The sequence below is a fragment of the Corynebacterium mendelii genome, from assembly GCF_017307055.1.
Classification (GTDB): Bacteria; Actinomycetota; Actinomycetes; order Mycobacteriales; family Mycobacteriaceae; genus Corynebacterium; species Corynebacterium mendelii.
Genome location: NZ_JAFLEQ010000012.1, coordinates 48,958 through 63,715, shown reverse-complemented (window position 1 = coordinate 63,715; position 14,758 = coordinate 48,958). Strand labels below are relative to the sequence as shown.

Here is a 14,758-nt window from a genome sequence, read left to right as displayed (position 1 = left end):
CGGGGCCGCCGGCCGGGGGCGGCACAGATGCCGTAAACCATGCCGTGACCTGCCGTTTTACTCTTTCTTCCCGGTCGGTCGGGCAGGGGTGGGCAGCAGAATGTGAGATTGCTCAACCGGCACCGGTGCCGGGTGGTGCGCCGGCGGGCACGCCCTGCCGTGTGTCGGGGCGGTGATGGTTTTGTCAGAACATCAGGGCGCCGGCGGCCTCGCCGAGCATCACCGCGGCCACGGCCAGAAACACCACGCCGGCGACCGCGTCAATCAGCTGCGCCCGGGCGCGGATGGTCGCCGCCATTTTCTCCACCGCCACGGCCACCCCGACAAACCACACCACCTCCACCGCCACCAGCACCACAGTGATGACCACCGCCGTGGCGATGGTGTCGTCGGGGTGGATGAAGCGGGCGAAAATGGCGCCGAAAAACAGCAGTGCCTTCGGATTCGACAGGTTGGTGGCCACCCCCAGGCGCCACGCCGCCCACCGGTGCCGGGGCGGCGGCGGGGCCGCGCCGGCACCGCCCGGCGGGGCCGAGGCCCGCCGCCAGGCGGCCACGGCGGCAATGCCCAGCCACCCGAGAAACAGCCCGCCGACGATCTGCAGGGCGGTGACAATGCCGGGGAAGGTGCGCACCGCAGCACTCAAACCCGCCAGGCTGGCGGTGATCCAGATGAGGTTTCCGGTGCAAATGCCCACGGCACACCAGATACCGGCGGTGCGGCTGGCGGCACCGGTGCGGATGATCTGCACAATATCCGGCCCCGGGCTGGCGATGGCCGCCATCCACACGGCAACCAGCGGCAGCAGTACATCGGCCACCGGGCGCTACACCACCTGGTCGGTGGGGGTCAGCTGGATGGTGTCGATATTGACGTGGGCGGGAAGGGAAGCCACCCAGCGCACCGCTTCAGCCACATCACCGGCGGTGAGCGAAATATTGTTCTCGTACACTTTCGCCGCTTTGTCCCGGTCGCCTTTGAAACGGTTGACGGAGAAATCGGTGTGCACCCGGCCGGGATTGATTTCAGTCACCCGCAGGGTGGTGCCCGCGGTTTCGATCCGCAGGCATTTATTCAGCGCGCTTTGGCCGTGTTTGGCCGCATTGTAGCCGCCGCCACCCCGGTAGGGGTGGTGCCCGGCGATCGAGCACATGGTCACCACCAGCCCGTTGGCGGCAATGAGTTTGTCGACCAGTGCCTGGGTGACCTGCAGGGTACCGATCACATTGGTCTCGTACATCACCCGCCAGTCCTCCACCAGGCCATCGGCGACGTGGTCCAGACCCAACGCCCCGCCGGCATTGTTGACCAGCAGATCCAGGCTGTCGATTGCCTCGGCCAGCACCGCCACACTGTCCGGGTCGGTGACATCGACCACCGCTGCGGTGCCGCCGATGTCCGCGGCAATTTTTTTCACTTTCCCGGCCCGGCGCGCCGCACAGATGACATGCCAGCCGTCAGCCGCCAGCGCCCGGGCGGTGGCCTCGCCGATACCGGCCGAAGCCCCGGTGACAAGGGCGGTTTTCCCTTCACCGGGGCGGGAAGAAGGACAGGGATTGATCTCGGTCATAACCGCCATGGTGCCATGCGGCGCCTTCCCGCTGTGCCACCACACCCCGTGGCGGATCCGCCACCACCACCCGGGCATGGTTTTTTTCGCGGGTGCCCCCGCCGCGTGCCGCTGCTGCCGCCGGTGCCGGGGCCTGCCCGCCGCGTGTCTTCTACAGTGGTGGCCATGTCGCAGCCGCCCGCTTTCGCCCTTGACTGTATCGGCCGTGGCCTGCCGGTGGCCGCCACAACTTCAGCGATAGCCGATAAAGCCCGGCGCTTCACCCCGCTGGTTGTGGTGGCCCCGCCCGGGACCGGTAAAACCACCCTGGTTCCCCCGGTGATCGCCAACAATGTTCCCGGCCGGGTGATCGTAACCGCACCCCGGCGGGTGGCTGTGCGGGCCGCCGCCCGGCGCCTGGCGCACCTGGACGGCTCGCGGCTGGGGGACACAGTCGGCTATTCGGTGCGCGGGGAACACATCCCCGGATCCAGGGTGCAGTTCGTCACCCCCGGGGTACTGCTGCGGCAGCTGCTGGCCGATCCCTCTCTTCCCGGGGTCTCCGCGGTATGCCTGGATGAGGTGCACGAGCGGCAGACAGATACCGATCTGGTGCTCGGCATGGCCGCAGAGATCGCCTGCCTGCGCGATGACCTGATGGTGGCGGCCATGTCGGCGACCGTGGATGCGCAGCGTTTCGCCGACCTGCTGGCAGCCGACATCATCGAACAGCCCGCCCCCACCCATCCGTTAAAGATCATCCACCAGCCGGGACCGGTGCGCCTGGGCCGATTCGGGGTGGAGCAGTCCTTCCTCGAGCACATGGCCCGCACCACCGCCCGGGCGGCAGCACAGACAACCGGGTCTGTGCTGGTGTTTGTTCCCGGCCGCCGGGAAGTGGACACAGTTGCCCGTCACCTGCGGACACTGGCCGATACTCCGGTGTTCCCGCTGCACGGCGGGCTTGATGCAGCCGCCCAGGACAAAGCCCTGGACCCCAGATCGGGCAAAAAAATCGTGGTGGCAACCACCATCGCCGAATCCTCCCTGACAGTCGCCGGGGTTGATACGGTCGTTGACTCCGGTCTTGCCCGGGTGCCGAAAAGAGACGCCAAACGCGGTTTTTCCGGACTTGTCACCGAATCGGCGGCGAAATCCTCCATGGACCAGCGGGCGGGGCGGGCGGGACGGGAACGCCCCGGCACCGTGATCCGCTGTTTCACCCCGGCCGAATACAGTGGCGCGAAAGATTTCCCCACCCCGGAGATGTTTTCCACCGATCTCACCCAGGCGGCACTGCAGCTGGCCTGCTGGGGCACCCCCCGCGGCCAGGGCCTGAAACTCATCGACCAGCCGCCGGACAAAGCCATGGACGATGCCATGGACACACTGTTGTCCATCGGTGCGGTCACACAGGACGGGAAGGCCACAAAGACCGGGAAAATCCTGTCCACCATCCCCGCCGACCCCCGGCTTGCCCGGGCGCTGGTCGATGGGACAGCGGCCTGCGGGCGAAAAGCCGCCGAAGTGGTGGCCGTGTTATCCGATAACCCGGCAGGGGATATCGCCACAGATATCGCTTCACGCAACAACACCCGCCGCAGCCGCTTTCACCGGGAGGTTGACCGGCTGGCCGCCGCCGCCGACACAGCCCTGGCCGCGTTGCCCGACCACACCGGAAACACCACGGCCGTCACCACCGGTGCCATAGCCGCATCCAGGTGGTGCGGCTATGTCACCGGCCTGGCTTATCCCGGCTGGATCGCGAAACTCATGGACGACGGAACCTGGCTTCTTGCCTGCGGCACCCGGGCGGCAGCCGATGGCAGCATCCGCCGCAGCCACACCGGCTGGATGGCTGTCGCCGCCATCGGCCGGACCCAGAAAAAAGGGGACGGGCACACCGGGGCGATCATCCGTGCCGCCGCCGACATCGATGAAGACACCGCCCTGCGCCTGATCGGCACCACCACAACCACCACCGTCACGGTCACCGCCGGTGGGATCACCGCCCGACAGGTGGTGCGCGCCGGGGCCATCGAATTGTCCTCCACCCCGGTCAAACCCGATCCGGCCGACGCGGTCGCCGCCCTGGCGGAGGAGATAAAAACCCACGGCCTGGGCATGTTCACCTTCGATGCGAAAGCCACCGCCCTGCGGCAGCGGCTGGCCTGGGCGCACACCCACATCGGTGCGCCGTGGCCCGATGTCAGCGACACGGCCCTGGCGCACACAGCCGAGATGTGGCTGGCCGGCGAACTGGAGGAGATTGCCCGCGGCACACCCCCGAAACAGATTCGTCTTTCCGAGCCGCTGCGCCGCCTGCTGCCGTGGCCCGCGGCCGCCGATTTCGCCGACCTGGTTCCCGAAACCCTGGCGGTGCCCTCCGGAAGGAACCCGGCCATCGACTATTCGGGGGAAGTCCCGGTGGTGAAAGTGAAACTGCAGGAATGCTTCGGCATGACCGCCTCACCGACGGTCACCGGTGTTGCGGTGCGGTTCCACCTGCTGTCCCCGGCCGGACGGCCCCTGGCGGTCACCGATGATCTGGACAGTTTTTTCGCCGGCCCGTACCAGGAGGTGCGCAAACAGATGCGCGGCCGCTACCCGAAACACCCCTGGCCGGAGGATCCCTTCACCGCCCGGGCCACCCACAGAACCAAAAAACGGATGTAGCCGCACCCGTTGGGCAGGCTGCCGGAGGTGCTCACACCAGCACAATGACCTGCACGAGCAGGATTTTCACGATTGTTCCCAGCGCGAACAAAGCCCCGTAGGCCGATTCGATGCGTTCATCGTTGCGCAGGCTCAGCGCATACTGCAGGATGGCCGGCTGGCCGACGAAACCGGCGAAGGCACCGGCCGCCCGCTGCGCCGACAGCTGCGAGATGAAGGCCCCGGTAATCGAGATCACCCCACCAACCAGCAGGGAGACAGCGGCAACGGCGGCGAGTTTCGCACCGGTGGAGGTCAGGGCCTGCTCGGCGAACGACGGGCCGGAGGCCAGGCCGACACAGGCCAGAAACACCATCAGCCCGATCTGTTTCAAAATGGTGCCCTCCGCATGCGACATGTCCCACCGCAGCGGACCGGTTTTGTGCACGGCCCCCAACACCATGCCGACCACCAGCGGGCCTGCTGCAGCACCGAGGGAAAACGTCAGTCCGCCGGGAAGATTGAGGGTGAAAGCCCCGGCAACAAGCCCCAGGGTCGCCCCCAATCCGAGGGTCAGGGCGTTGAGGTTCGACGAACCCTGCTCGGAATCGCCGAAAAAGTCGGTGGCGATGCGCAGGTAGTCGTTGGGGACGACCGCCAGCACCCGGTCGCCGGGCTGCAGCACAACATCATCGGTGCCGAGCATATCCAGGTCCCCGCGGCGCACCCGGGTGATCACCCCACCGGTGATGGTGCGGAAATCTTCCCGGATTTTACCGAGTTTGCGTCCGGCCAGCCGGTTGTTGGAGATCACGAACCGGCGGAAATCAATGGTCTGCCGGTTGGCGGTCAGTTCGTCTTTCTCATCGGCCGGCCGGCCGATGGCCTGCACTGCCTGAGCCACATCATCGGGGCTTCCGACCAGCAGCACCTCGTCGCCCGGCTGCAGTTCCAGCCGCGGGTGGGCAATCCCCAGATCGGATTCCCGCAGCAGATAGGACATGCGGACTTTCCCGTCGGCAAAACCCGGCACATCAGCCACTGTCACGGCGGTGTCGACATAGGTTGATTGGGCGGTGATCCCGGATTCCGCCTGGGAGGGAACATCGCCGTGGGCGGGCCAGGTCCTGGTGGTGATCACCGCGGTCATCAGCAGTGCCACCAGCACACCCACCGGGTAGCTGACGGCATAGCCGACCAGTGTGTCGGGGGAGAAATCGGTGGCTTTTTCCGCCGCGTCAATCGCCGGGGAGGTCAGGGTCCCGGCGTACAGGCCGGAGATGTGGGCGGGGCTTAACCCCACCAGTTTCCCGGCGGCGGAGGCCACCGCCGCCATCACCCCCAGCCCCACCACCCCGGAGAGCATCAGCGCCCACTGTCTTTTCAGGTCACTGATAAACGTGGCTCCCGCCGTCAGGCCCACCGCGTAGCAAAACAGCACCACCCCGAAGGTTTTGACCAAGTCCAGCCCCTCCCCCAGGCGCGGATCGGCGGCCCCGGCGAGCAGTCCCACAAACAACGCACCGGCGGCACCGAATTTCAGCGGACCGACCCGGATGCGGCCCACGGCCGCCCCCACGGCCAGCACCGCACAAATGGTGAGCACTTTGTGGTTGACGGCGAATTCGACAAGTGCGGCTGCGGCACCGGTATCGGCCATGGGTCGGCACTGACCTTTCGACTTTTTTCCTGCCCCTGGCCACGGTTTTAGCGGTTGACGAAAAAACCGGCGGCAAGCCGGACACCGGCTGTCAAAGGGACGTATTTTTCCCTGCAGCAGTCTAGACCCGTAGCCGGGACACCGGGATCCCCACCCGGTTGTTTCCGCGGCACCGGTGGACGGTACCGGGTGGGCGGGTACACCTGCCGACACGACAACCGTGGAAGCTAACAGCCTTAGGCGCTAGATTGGTGAGTATGACCAGTGACGTCAAATGCAACAACAAACAAAGCTCCGCTGCCGCACTGCGATGGGTTGAAGAGCAAATCGCCGCGGACCGGGTTCTCACCGAGCCGGAGATCTGTCAGGCCACCGGTGAAAGCCCGGAAAAGGTCGACAATATGATGCGTTTTCTCAACCTGCTCGGCCACACCGTCAAAGACCCGGAAGGCCCCACCCGCGGCCCTGAGGTCCGGTGGATGAAAAAGCCGGGCAGCTAGCCGAAACTGCAGTCCCGGCCCCGGAGTCGTCCCGCACCGCCCACCGGGCAGGCGGCGGGTATCCGGGCCGGTGCGCCGGTTGGCGGACAACCCGCACCAGTTGCCGCCGCATGCTGGTTGACCACCACGCGGCGGCCGCAGGTGTGCCCGCCCGTCCACGGCATCTTTCCCACCCACCGGTCTTTTCCGCCGGTCACGGGTGGGTTTTTGGCTTGGCCTAGGCGGCGGCCACATCCTCCATGCTCTCGTCGATGCCGAAATCACCGGAGTCATTGATCAGTTCCAGGGTTGTGTTCCACACCGCAGCGGTGATCCCATCGTCGTAGGCCAGCTCGTGGGTGCGCACCGGCTGATTGTTCGAGTAGTAGCCGCCGGGGACGAAATCGACACCGACAGTGCCGTTGGCCAGGGCGGTCAAACGTTCGGCGGCCCGCTCCGGGTGCAGCAGCCAGGACCGGAACAACCTGCTGCGGTAGGCCCGGCCGACCAGGCCGTCACTGGTGGTGGCGAAACTGCTGGCCACCACACCCGGGTGGAAGGAGACGGCGAAAATCCCGTGGGCGGCGAAACGGCGCGACAACTCCCGGGCGAAGATGGCGTTCATCAGTTTCGAATCGGCGTAGGCCTCCATGGGGCGGTAGCTGCGGCGGGTCCGTTCGATGTCGGTGACATCCAGCGAGGAAAAAGCTTTGCCCGCCACCGAGGAAGTCATGACCACATAGCCCAGGCCCCGCTGCAGGCAGGGCAGGAGCTTCAGGGTCAGCAGCGACGGCGACAAGTGGTTGACCTGCAGGGTTTTTTCATGCCCGTCGACGGTGCGCTCCCGCGCGGAGAAATAAGCCCCGGCATTGTTGGCCAGCACATCAATGTGGTCGGTCGCTGCGGCAATGTCCCGGGCCAGGCGGGCCACATCGGCGAAATCGGCGAAATCGCAGACAAACCATTCGTTGCCGAGCCGGGCCGCCAAGCCGCTGATTTTCTCGGGGTTGCGCCCGACGGAGATCACCCGGTGGCCCTCCGCCAGCAGCTTTTCCGTCGCCGCCAGACCAATGCCGCTGGAGGCACCGGTGACAACGATCGTCCGGCGACCGTTGCCCGTGCCCCTTGCCACCCCAACTGAATACGCCATGTCAGGATCCTTTCGCATTGCTCGGCAGGAGGGCACGCACCTCTCCCCAGGGAGTTTCTTTAGGGAAACAAAACATCGGGTGGATCATAACCGGCCACCGCCCTGCAATACCCAACCGCAAAAGGGTGGCCGCCCCGGCGCTCCGACCACGTTTGATTCGTGAATATATTTGTGCAGCTCACCAGCTATCAACAAATACTGATCATATCTGACCAGCTGCGGCCCCACTCCCCCCATTAGGGTCAATAGGAATTCCCCCACCCTTTCCCAACTGCACAAACTCACCCGTAGGTCAACATCGGCGCCACCACAGGACGGGGTAGCGCCTGTGCCATGACGGCCATCCGTGCCCCGGGGTCCGCACCCGGTCCGTGGGTCAACGCCCCACACCATCCACCGCCGAACCGCCCCCGGCCGGGGTGACCGCTAGACGGCGTCCAGGGATTCGCCGAGCACAACCTGCGCCAGAATTCCCATCGGGATCGAGCCTTCGGCCAGGGCTGTCGAATGGAAGGCACGGGTGGTCATTGCCTTCGCTTCCGCCCGGGCGCGCATCCGCTGCCACAGGTTCTGCCCCAGGGCATAGGAGGGTGCCTGCCCCGGCCAGCCGAGGTAACGGTGGAATTCAAATCTCAGATTGGCCTCCGCCATGGCCACATTGTCCCGCAGGAAAGACCAGGCGTAGTCGGCATCCCACCGGCCACCGTCACCGGTGTCCTTTTTCAGGTGCACACCGGTATCGAGCACCACCCGGGCGGCCCGCAGCCGCTGCGCGTCAAGCAGCCCCATCTTTGTTCCCGGATCATCGTGGTAGCCCAGTTCATCCATGAGCGCTTCCGCATACAGCGCCCACCCTTCCCCGTGCCCGGAGTTCCAGCAGGCCAGTCTGCGCCACAGGTTCAGCCGGTCGCGTTCGCACACCGCCTGGCCGCATTGCAGGTGGTGGCCGGGAACACCCTCGTGGTAGACGGTGGTCAGTTCCTGCCAGCGGTGGAAGGTGTCCTCCCCGGCGGGAACCGACCACCACATCCGGCCCGGACGGGAGAAATCGTCGTTGGGCGGGGTGTAGAAAATCCCGCCGGTCCCGGCCGGATCGATCAGGCATTCAATGGTCTGTACCGGGGCGGGAATATCAAAGTGGGTGCCGTGCAAATCGGCGATCGCCCTGTCGGCGGTTTCCTGCATCCACTCGGTCAGCGCCGAGGTGCCGTGGATGAGGTATTTTTCCTCCCGGTTCAGCCGGTCCATGGCCTGCCACACGGTGGTGCCCCGGCCGTACAGGTCCTCGGCGATCGCGGTCTGCTGGTCGATGATCTCGGCCAGTTTTTCCTTGCCCCACTCGTGTGCGCGATCCGGGTCGACATCGAAACCGACGAACTGGCGCAAAAACCTGCGGTAGCGTTCCTCCCCGACCGCATCGTCCGCGGGTGCCCGCTCGGCCAGGGTGGTCTCCAACCAGTCGGCCAGGCGGCCGAAAGCCTCCATGGCCGACCCCACGGCCCGGTCATGCTGCTCACCCAGGTCGAACGTGGTCAGCAGGGAGTCTTGTGCCGCCAGGTCACGGCACTGGGCGGCCACCAGCAGCACCTGCCGTCGGGCGGCCACATCACCGTTGGCCGCGGCTTTGTCCAGCGACGCCCGGTATCCGGCCAGGGCGGCATCCACTTTCGACAGGCGGGAGGCGATAGTGTTTTTATCCCGTTCGCTGTCATTGGGCATCAGCGACAGGGTGTCGCGGATGATCTGCACCGGGGAAGCGATCACGTTCAGATCCCGCAGATCTTCGCCGGCCTCATGCAGTTCGAGGTCCAGCCCGAGCCGGTCACGCATCACCGCGGCCGTGACTTTATCGGTGGCGTCGAAATCGATGCTGTCGTCATCGGCGGCCAGCTGCTCCTGGTAGTCGATTTCTTGCAGCATTGTGCGGGTGCGTGAGGCAACTTCGTCGAAAAATTCCGGGGAAAAATCCTGCAACTGGTCGTCATAGCCCAACCCCCAGTCACTGCCCAGGGTGGGAACAAGGGCCGCAAGATCATGGACATAGGCCTCGGCGGCGATATCAAGACGCGACGGCTGGCGGATTTCATCGGCGGTGTGTTCAGTCATGGGCCCAACGATACCTATGCACGCGCACTGTCCCACCCGATTCGGCGGCACCGCAACCGCCCCCGCGGGCCGGTCACCCGGCCGGTGCCCTACCGGCGGCGCATAATACCGGCCACCCATTTGGTTCCCGGCGGCACCCACGAGTCCAGTGCGGTGAACATCTCGTCAACCGTGTCGACGACAATCAGGCTGTCGTAGTAGCGGCGGGCCAGGAAACCCTCGTCGACCATGTGCTTCAGGAACTGCAAAAACGGCGTCCAGTAGCCGCCGGCGTTGACGAACACCATCGGCCCGGCACCGGGCACCAGCTGCAGGTTGGTCATGATTTCCGTCAGTTCCTCCAGGGTTCCGGTACCGCCGGGCAATGCGACAAACGCATCGGATAATTCGATCATCCGGGACTTGCGTGCCGCCATGGTGGCAACGATCTCCAGGCGGTCCAGGTGCTCGTGGGCGATTTCCTTGTCCCGCAGATAGTCGGTGATCACCCCGGTCACCTGGCCGCCGGCATCAAGGGCGGCTTGCGCCACAACCCCCATCAAGCCGATATTGCCGCCCCCGTAGACCAGGGTTTTCCCCCGCCGACCCAGGTGGCGGCCCAGCTCCTCGGCGGTGTCCCGGTAAATCTCCCGGCGGCCCATGGATGATCCGCAGTAGACGGCGACGGAGTTTATCTGCGGGGTGAACACCATCCGGTAGACACCCTCTTTGCCGCCTGAAACAGCCTCAAACCCGAGGCGGGCGAAAAACTGCACCGCCGGATTGTCTTCCGCACAGGTCACACTGACCCCCGCCCACCCGGCGCGCCGGCCTTCCTGCAGCACCCGACCCACCAGAACCGACCCGGTTCCACCGTCCCGGAAATGGTCGTCGACATGAACCACCAGCTCCGGCATGGCGGCATCCAACTGGCCCGCGGTACCGGAATCAAACCGCGCCCAGGCGCAACCGACCACATCAGATCCGGAACGGTTCGGTTTGCACGACGGTGCCCGTGTCTGGGCGATAAAGCCGATATCGCCGCGCTCCGGGGCGAACGCTGCCGCACCACTGAACAATGCTTCGGCACCAGCCGGTTCAATCGGGCGGCCGTCACGGCAGGCATTGCCGTTCAACGCCCACAACCGCCACGGACGGTCGGCCGGGGTCATGGGACGGATTTCAAGCTTCGGCTGGGTGCTATCGGTCATGGACCCAACTGTAGAACGCCACAAGGCGGCTGTGTGGCACTAAGTTCTGGCGGGTATCCACCACACCCCTACCCCGCCCCACAAGTGAAGCCACCGCCGCAGCGGAAACCATCCGGCACATAACTCCCCCATCCGGCGGATGCAACAGCGATAGGCTGGAAGACAACGGGCCATCCGGCCGGGTGTTCACCCCCGGCGGTAGCCCGGTGCCCCCTTTAGTTGTTTCCCCAAAAAACGGTGCCCGCCATGACTTCATCCACCCCCAGCCCCGTGACCGTCCCCGACGAAGTACTGGATCTTGCCCGCGGACGACAGCGGGTGGTGCTGTTCACCGGGGCCGGGATGTCGAAGGAATCGGGTATCCCGGTCTACCGCAACGATTCAACCGGCCTGTGGGAAAACGTCAACCCGGAGGAGATGTCCTCCATTGCCGGGTGGGCGAAAGATCCGGAACCGATGTGGGCGTTTTCCCTGTGGCGGGCCAGGGTATCCCTCAACGCCGCCCCCAATGCGGGACACACAGCCATCGCCAGGTGGAATGCGATCGACGGTACAGATGTCTCTGTCATCACACAGAACATCGATAATCTGCATGAGCGCGGCGGCATGGAGCATCCGGTGCACCTGCACGGATCGCTGTTCACCTTCCGCTGCACGATCTGCTCGAAACCGGCCCGCCAGCCGGAGATCCCCCATCAGCCCGTCGAGCGGCTGACACCGCCGAAGTGTTCGTTGTGCGGCAACTATGTGCGCCCGGGTGTGGTGTGGTTCGGCGAACCGCTGCCGCACAAGGAGTGGGAGCAGGCGGAGCGTCTTCTCACCGAGGCTGACCTGGTGGTGATTGTGGGGACCTCCGGGGTGGTGCAGCCGGCCTGTTCCCTGCCGCTGATCGCCAAAGACCTGGGAACGGTACTGGTGGAAATCACACCGGCACCCACCGCCTACGACACTGTGGTCGACTATTCCTGGCGGGCGACAGCCGCCACCGGCCTTCCCGCACTGGTTGATGCGCTGGGCGGGTGACGGGAGATCAGCGGATCGTCGTGGGTTTTTTCAAAAAGACCGGGCCTTGCACAACCGCACCCACCGTCTGTTCCGCCCGGGATCAACGGGACCGTGGCCACCACCGGCAGCACCATCAGTGGGCCACCACACGGCCGGTGGCCACCGCCGCTCCCGTCACCGGCGGTGGGCACCAGGGGTGCTACTGCGTGGTGGGGGCCGCTTTTTTAAACCGTCGGCCCGTTGCCGCCAACACCAGGGCAGCCAGTGTCGCGCACACCGCCACCACCAGCACGGCATCGGTTCCACCGGAGACAACACCGATACCCGTCGGCGCCAGCCAACCGGCCTCGACACCGCCGCCGATCAAAGCGCCCATGGCGATGGCGATATTGAACGCCCCGGAGTTCAAACCGCTGGCGGCCTCCGCGTAGTCACCGGCGTACGCCAGCACCCACCCCTGGGAGACCACCGAGATCATCCCGGCGAACACGCCCCACAGCAGCATCGCCGCATAGCCGGTGGCCGGGGAATCGACCAGGAAAATAAACACGGAAAGGGCCGCTGCCACACCGGCGGGAATCGCTGTCACCGTGGCTACCAGGCAGCGTCTCATCATCGGCCCGGCCAGGAAGTTCCCGGCCATGCCGGCCACCCCGGCGGCCAACAGCACCCCGGCCACACCGGAGGCGGTCACCCCGGCTTTGTCCTGCAGAATCGGGCTGGCGTAGGTGTATGCGGTGAAATTGGCGGTCACCATCAGCAGTGTGAAGGCGACCCCGAACCGCAGTCCCGGGATAGCGGCCGCTTTTTTCAGATCCGACATCTTTCCCGCTGCCCCGCCCTGTGAGGCGGGAACAGTCGCGGCCACCGCCACACCGGTGGCAGCTGCCGCGGCGGCCACAATGGCGAACGCCGCCTTCCAGCCGACAGCGTTGCCCAGAAAAGTCGCCACCGGAATACCCAGCACAATGGCGGCCGCCGTACCGGAAAACGCCACCGTCAACGCCGTGGCCACCTGCTGGGGTGCGGCCAGCCGGGCAACAGTGGCACCCAACAGTGACCAGAACACCCCCAGCCCGAGACCAACCAGAATCCGGGAGGCCAGAAACACCGGCACGCTGGTTGAGACCGCGGAGACGACACCACTGGCCGCGCCGAGGAACACAGCGCCCGCAAGCAGCGTGCGCCGGTCGGTGCGGCCGAATAATCCGGGGGCCACAATGGCGGTGACACCGGCCAACAGCCCGGGGATGGTCACTCCCAGGCCAATGACACCGTTGTCGACCCGGAAATCATCGGCAACCAGGGTGAGCACACCGATGGGCAGCTGCTCCAGGGTGGTCATCATGAAAATTCCCAGCCCCAGGGCCGCAACACCGGCCCATCTGGTGGATTGCTGCTGTGTGCCGGCCACCGTCTGATCCTCCTTTGCACAAAAACACAAAGACACCGCCGCGGATATCCGGGCGGTGCGTTGACCAGGCACAGACTACTCCTGCAGACCATGGGTGTTTCACCAAGGGTGGTTTCACCGCACACGCTTCAGCCACCTGGTGTTTCAAGCATTACCAGTCCACCACGCGTTGTGCCCCCACCCTTGACCCCGGGGGAGAAAAACACAGTTCCTTTGGGTGGTGGAAAAACCGGTCACCGGGGCGGTTATTCACCGCCGGCGGGACAGCCACGGTTATTCCGCACCAGTTTTTACGTGTCGGTGAGTACTTCTTCCAGATCCATCGCCCGGCCCAGTTGCCGGTGCCTGCGGCCCACATCCACGTAGTGGGCGGCGTGGGGGATAAAGGAACCGGACTGTTCGTCGGACAGTTCCCGGCGGACTTTCGCGGGTACTCCCGCGGCCAAAGACTTCGGCGGAATGTCCTGTCCCTCCAGCACCACGGCACCGGCGGCGACAAGGCAACCGGCACCGATTGTCGAACCCGACAGCAGTGCGGCTTTCATGCCGATCAGGCAGCCGTCGGCCACGGTGGCGCCGTGGATGAGGGCCATATGCCCGATGGTGACATCCTCACCCAGGGTGCAGGGCTGGTCGCCGTCGACATGGAACACCGAATTGTCCTGCACATTCGACCGGGCGCCGATGGTGATGGTGTTGACATCCCCGCGCAGCACGCAACCGTAGAAAATTCCGGCGTCCGGGCCGATGACAACATCACCGATGATGGTGGCATTCGGGGCAATGAAGGCGGACGGGTGAATGCGGGGCGTTTTCCCGCGGTAGGCGTAGATCAGTGGTTTCATGACACCATTGTGGCCCAAAACACATCGGCGTGGTGTGGGTCCACCCCTGCCGGTATGCGGCTACAGCTCGTCGAGGACCCGGTCGAGTACGTGTTTGCCGGTGAACACGTGGGCCTGAAGGCCGGCCTTCCGGGCGCCGTCAACGTTGGGCGGCGAGTCATCGAAGAATATGGTGTGTTCCGGCTGACTGTGCAGTGCGTCGGTAGCTGTGGTGTAGGCCCGCGGATCCGGTTTGGCCACCCCAATGTCACAGGACATGGTCACCGCGTGGAAGCGGGTGAAAAAGTCGAATTCGGCTTTGACGGCATCGGCCAGGAAGTGGGGGATATTGCTCAGCAAACCCACCGTCCAGCCGCCATCGATCAGATCGCGGACAGCCCCGATCATCTCGTCGTCGGGCCTGAGCCAACTGGCGGTATCGGCGGATATGACCCGGTCAATGTCGACATGGTCCAGCTCCAGGCGGTCACAGACAGCCCGCCAGTACTGTTCGGCCGACAGCTGGCCGGCATCAAAGGCCGGGCGGAGCTGCCAGTAGACCGGCCACAGTCTGCCGTCTGTTCCCGCCGCCTGCTCGATGGCCGCGATATCCCGGTCGGACTGCATGTGCAGCAGCACCCCGTAAAGATCGAAAAGCAGGGCGGGTCGGGTCATCGATTTCTCCTTCAGGCGTACTCGGCCGGTCAGTGCCAGTTTAGGCAGTCT

At 65.3% G+C, this 14,758-nt stretch carries 12 protein-coding genes; 3 read left to right on the top strand and 9 right to left on the bottom strand.

The window, feature by feature from the left end; translation table 11 throughout:
- Window positions 1-184: 184 nt before the first annotated feature.
- The gene (locus JZY06_RS07305) at window positions 185-820 is read right to left on the bottom strand and encodes a LysE family translocator (RefSeq protein ID WP_330617180.1); all 636 of its coding nucleotides are present in this window, start codon (window positions 818-820) and stop codon (window positions 185-187) included.
- 6 nt (window positions 821-826) lie between these two features.
- Window positions 827-1,570 (bottom strand): SDR family oxidoreductase, encoded by a 744-nt coding sequence (locus JZY06_RS07300; protein ID WP_207278903.1) that lies wholly within the window; start codon window positions 1,568-1,570, stop codon window positions 827-829.
- 165 nt (window positions 1,571-1,735) lie between these two features.
- Here JZY06_RS07300 and hrpB point away from each other — a divergent pair, with 165 nt between their 5' ends.
- Window positions 1,736-4,225, top strand: a complete 2,490-nt coding sequence (hrpB, locus tag JZY06_RS07295; protein WP_207278902.1) for an ATP-dependent helicase HrpB — start codon at window positions 1,736-1,738, stop codon at window positions 4,223-4,225.
- Window positions 4,226-4,256: 31 nt separating this feature from the next.
- Here hrpB and JZY06_RS07290 read toward each other — a convergent pair whose 3' ends face one another.
- Window positions 4,257-5,864 (bottom strand): aspartate:alanine exchanger family transporter, encoded by a 1,608-nt coding sequence (locus tag JZY06_RS07290; RefSeq protein WP_207278901.1) that lies wholly within the window; start codon window positions 5,862-5,864, stop codon window positions 4,257-4,259.
- Between the two features lie 257 nt (window positions 5,865-6,121).
- Here JZY06_RS07290 and JZY06_RS07285 point away from each other — a divergent pair, with 257 nt between their 5' ends.
- Window positions 6,122-6,364, top strand: coding sequence for a hypothetical protein (locus JZY06_RS07285; protein ID WP_207278900.1), 243 nt, complete (start codon window positions 6,122-6,124; stop codon window positions 6,362-6,364).
- Window positions 6,365-6,581: 217 nt separating this feature from the next.
- Here the strand turns inward: JZY06_RS07285 and JZY06_RS07280 are convergent, their stop codons facing one another.
- The 3 genes from JZY06_RS07280 to JZY06_RS07270 all read right to left on the bottom strand — a co-directional run bounded on the left by JZY06_RS07280 (window position 6,582) and on the right by JZY06_RS07270 (window position 10,789).
- Window positions 6,582-7,493, bottom strand: coding sequence for an SDR family NAD(P)-dependent oxidoreductase (locus JZY06_RS07280; RefSeq protein WP_207278899.1), 912 nt, complete (start codon window positions 7,491-7,493; stop codon window positions 6,582-6,584).
- Window positions 7,494-7,919: 426 nt separating this feature from the next.
- The gene (locus JZY06_RS07275) at window positions 7,920-9,599 is read right to left on the bottom strand and encodes a DUF885 domain-containing protein (protein ID WP_207278898.1); all 1,680 of its coding nucleotides are present in this window, start codon (window positions 9,597-9,599) and stop codon (window positions 7,920-7,922) included.
- Between the two features lie 89 nt (window positions 9,600-9,688).
- Complete coding sequence (locus tag JZY06_RS07270) at window positions 9,689-10,789, bottom strand: TIGR00730 family Rossman fold protein (protein WP_207278897.1); 1,101 nt, start codon at window positions 10,787-10,789, stop codon at window positions 9,689-9,691.
- 246 nt (window positions 10,790-11,035) lie between these two features.
- Between JZY06_RS07270 and JZY06_RS07265 the strand changes: the two genes are divergently transcribed.
- Complete coding sequence (locus JZY06_RS07265; RefSeq protein WP_207278896.1) at window positions 11,036-11,812, top strand: NAD-dependent deacylase; 777 nt, start codon at window positions 11,036-11,038, stop codon at window positions 11,810-11,812.
- A gap of 181 nt (window positions 11,813-11,993) precedes the next feature.
- Here JZY06_RS07265 and JZY06_RS07260 read toward each other — a convergent pair whose 3' ends face one another.
- The 3 genes from JZY06_RS07260 to JZY06_RS07250 all read right to left on the bottom strand — a co-directional run.
- On the bottom strand, window positions 11,994-13,208 hold the full coding sequence (locus JZY06_RS07260) for an MFS transporter (protein WP_207278895.1): 1,215 nt from the start codon (window positions 13,206-13,208) through the stop codon (window positions 11,994-11,996).
- A gap of 290 nt (window positions 13,209-13,498) precedes the next feature.
- Entirely contained in the window at window positions 13,499-14,053 is a 555-nt protein-coding gene (locus JZY06_RS07255; protein ID WP_207278894.1) for a gamma carbonic anhydrase family protein, read from the bottom strand.
- A 60-nt stretch (window positions 14,054-14,113) separates the two neighbouring features.
- Window positions 14,114-14,758, bottom strand: a 645-nt coding sequence (locus JZY06_RS07250; RefSeq protein WP_207278893.1) for an HAD family hydrolase, incomplete at its 5' end; no start/stop codon positions are given.

Coding starts and splice junctions, on each gene's coding strand:
- JZY06_RS07300 (WP_207278903.1), bottom strand. CDS start 1,570: ATGACCGAGATCAATCCCTGTCCTTCTTCCCGCCCCGGTGAAGGGAAA.
- hrpB (WP_207278902.1), top strand. CDS start 1,736: ATGTCGCAGCCGCCCGCTTTCGCCCTTGACTGTATCGGCCGTGGCCTG.
- JZY06_RS07290 (WP_207278901.1), bottom strand. CDS start 5,864: ATGGCCGATACCGGTGCCGCAGCCGCACTTGTCGAATTCGCCGTCAAC.
- JZY06_RS07285 (WP_207278900.1), top strand. CDS start 6,122: ATGACCAGTGACGTCAAATGCAACAACAAACAAAGCTCCGCTGCCGCA.
- JZY06_RS07280 (WP_207278899.1), bottom strand. CDS start 7,493: ATGGCGTATTCAGTTGGGGTGGCAAGGGGCACGGGCAACGGTCGCCGG.
- JZY06_RS07275 (WP_207278898.1), bottom strand. CDS start 9,599: ATGACTGAACACACCGCCGATGAAATCCGCCAGCCGTCGCGTCTTGAT.
- JZY06_RS07270 (WP_207278897.1), bottom strand. CDS start 10,789: ATGACCGATAGCACCCAGCCGAAGCTTGAAATCCGTCCCATGACCCCG.
- JZY06_RS07265 (WP_207278896.1), top strand. CDS start 11,036: ATGACTTCATCCACCCCCAGCCCCGTGACCGTCCCCGACGAAGTACTG.
- JZY06_RS07255 (WP_207278894.1), bottom strand. CDS start 14,053: ATGAAACCACTGATCTACGCCTACCGCGGGAAAACGCCCCGCATTCAC.